Raw genomic sequence first — 2,925 nt, 5'->3', positions numbered from 1 at the left:
TGATACGCAGGAAGTGCTTCGTTTTATTTCCTGCCCCTTACCCTTGTATCTCTCTTGTCTGTGTGACAGCCTGTGCCTGCCTTGCCTGTGCGACAGCCTGCGCTTGCTGGAGTGCTTGTGCTTGTTTCGCCTGTGCGACAGCCTGCGCCTGCTGGAGTGCTTGTGCTTGTTTTGCCTGTGCGACAGCTTGTGCTTGCGCCTGCTGGAGTGCTTGTGCCTGTTTTGCCTGTGCGACAGCTTGTGCTTGCGCCTGCTGGAGTGACTGTGCCTGCCTTGCTTGTGCGACAGCCTGCGCCTGCGCTTGCTGCATTGCTTGCGCCTGTTTTGCTTGTGCGACAGCTTGTGCTTGTGCGCCTGCCTGCGCTTGCTGAATTGCTTGTGCTTGCTGTACGGCTTGTGTTTGGGCAGGTGTTTCTTCGGTGAGGAAGCGGTTGGTGTTTCGGATGCCGAGGCGTTCGAGAAGTTCTTTGGCGACTTGGTACCAGTTTTGTTTGGTGACGATGCCTTGGGCGGTGAGGAGTGGGTAGAGCTTTTCGATGATGGCAGAAAGACATTCTACCTGTGCTTCTTTGGTACCGAGGCCTTGTCCGACGCTGACGATGAGGTCGTAGTCGAGGTCGAGGTCGCCTTGTTCGATGCGGATGTCTTCGCCGAGCAGTCTGACGATGGTGCCTTGATCGAGGAATTTTTGGTTAAGCCTGATAAGGAAGCGGAAGAGCGGGATGAGGAAGTCTTCGGCGATCTGGCGGGCGAGCAGGCGGACGCGTTTGTCGGATGCGCCCATGATGGCGGTGATGCCTGTGGCTGTTTTGTTGAGGCTGGCGGCATCGAGGCCTTGGTTGTAGCGTGTGGCACCCGATTGGGCTTCGATCTCGCTTTGGGCGTATTGGACGAGTTCCATCGTGGCGTTTGAGAGCGGGAGCGGGGGCGGGCAGTAGATGCTGGCGGCAAGCTCACCGCTGACGGGGATGTATTCGTCGCCTGCGAGGAGTGCGTCCATATCGACGGTGCGTTCGTCGATGAATTGGCGCGGGGCGTTGTTTTTGGCGATGTTGATGATGATCTGGCGCACGAGGGCTGTTTTGAGGTCTTGGAGCTGTTCGAGGTTGTCGGCAAAGCCTGTTTCTCCGAAGGAGGCGTTGGGGTCGAATTCGCCGCTGCAGGTGAAAAACGGTGCTTCTTCAAATTCGTTGAGAGCGATGCGAAGCGGTACGTCGCCGACTGCGTGGACGATGATGTTTTCGGCGATGCCGTCGCCGTTGTAGTCGACGGAGAGGTAGCCTTCGTAGAGTTCGACGCGGCGGTTTGCTCCGTCACCGTCAAAATAGATGCTGTGAGCGCGGGCGGGGTCACCGCTTGTGTCGAAGGAGGTGTAGCGCGGTGTGCCTGCGTGGTCGAGTGCGCGGTCAACGTTTTGGTAGATGCCGCTTTGCTCGCGCCGTTTGAGATAGTCGGCGGTGACGATCTTGCGGTGGGCTTGGAATCGTGCGTCGCGGATGGTGAGGCCGTCGGGTGTGTAGCGAAATTCGCTCGGCGGGAGGTATTCGAGGACGGGGTGGTTGGCTTTGGTGCGCACTTCGTCGTAGGTGATGCGGTGTGTGCTGTGTTCTCTGTCGAGCGGTGTAAGGCCTGTGATGCGGATGGTGCGTGCGCGTGCCTTGTCGCGAAGTTCGTTCCATGCGGCGCGGTCGCGGGCGGAGAGGATGACTTCGCGCGGTGTGGCTATCTCTTCGCGGTGCCAGTAGACTTTGCCGATGCCGAGGTTGACTTCGAGTGCGGAGCGAAGGACGCTGTGGAGGAAGCCGAAGTAGCGGTTTTTGCGTTCTATCTGGTATTTGAGGAGTGCTTGGACGCGGCGTGCGCGCTCGTCGTCTTCGGCGCCGACACCTTGAACGGATACGGCGTCGTCGGAGGAGCAGAAGGCTTCTAAAAGGAGGGGCAGTATCCAGTCGATGGTGGTCTTGACGTCGCGGCTCGTCCAGTCGGACGATTCGGACAGGCGGGGGAATTTGGCGCGGTAGTGTTCGCGCCCTGCTCGGCAGACGTCACGGCGGTGGCAGAGGAGCGGTTCGACGCGGGAGGTGTAGTGGTCGTCGGCGCGCTGTTTCTGCCTGGTGAATTCTTCCATGATGCGTGCGGTTTCGAGCGGGGTGAGTGTGTTTAGGCTGATCGTTCGTTTCATGGTGCACCTCAGGCGAAGTATTCGGCGATGGTGACGGTGCTGTCGCTGTCGGCGGCGATGTAGAGCGCGCGGATAGAGCCGAGCGTTACCGGGAAGAATCGTCTCTCGCCTACGTTGATGGGAAGTCCGTGGTCTGCGCTTACATCATCGGCTCCGATGTAGACGGGCGCGGACGATGTGTTGATGACCTCGACGGCGCATCGACCGCGTACCGTGCCGTCAAGCACACCATCGGAGGCAAGAAGGCGCGGTTCGGACGAGATGGGAAATGTCTGTGCGACAAGGCGCGTGAAGGTGAAGTTTGGGGAATACATGGACATGTGTGGGGGTCAACTCCTTTTGTTTTGGTTGTAAGAAAGTGGTGGAATGAGGTTATCCAATCGCTCCTTATCGTTTTCTCTCCCTCCGTCATGGCGAGGCCATGCCACCTCCCTCATCAGAGGGAGGCATAGTGGGAGGTCGTCGGTTAGTTCAAGACCAAAGTATCGTGGTATTATCTTTTTGTTTTATTCCCTTAGTACAAAACCGACATCTGCGTTCCGCGCTTTTTGAAGCGGTCGAGGTCGTTATAGCAGAAGCCATAGTCCGCTTCAACAGCGCGTGCCTTTTTTGTTACTTATTGGAGAAGTATCCAAGAAGCAAGTCCGAAGGGCGATGCTGATTGGTTAATACTTCCCATGCGATAGCGACCCAAGAAGCACACCGTTAGGGAGTGCTGATTGGTCAGTCGCGAACCGCTGGGG

General features: G+C 57.8%; 2 protein-coding genes. Both read right to left on the bottom strand.

Features of this window, described 5'->3' with window-relative positions:
* Positions 1 to 37: 37 nt before the first annotated feature.
* Positions 38 to 2,182, bottom strand: coding sequence for a hypothetical protein (locus IJN28_08035; GenBank protein MBQ6713716.1), 2,145 nt, complete (start codon positions 2,180 to 2,182; stop codon positions 38 to 40).
* 8 nt (positions 2,183 to 2,190) lie between these two features.
* Positions 2,191 to 2,502, bottom strand: a complete 312-nt coding sequence (locus tag IJN28_08030; GenBank protein MBQ6713715.1) for a hypothetical protein — start codon at positions 2,500 to 2,502, stop codon at positions 2,191 to 2,193.
* Positions 2,503 to 2,925 lie beyond the last annotated feature (423 nt).

The organism is Selenomonadales bacterium, from assembly GCA_017442105.1.
In the GTDB taxonomy this organism is placed as follows: Bacteria; Bacillota; Negativicutes; order RGIG982; family RGIG982; genus RGIG982.
This window is presented reverse-complemented; position numbering and strand designations above follow the sequence as displayed.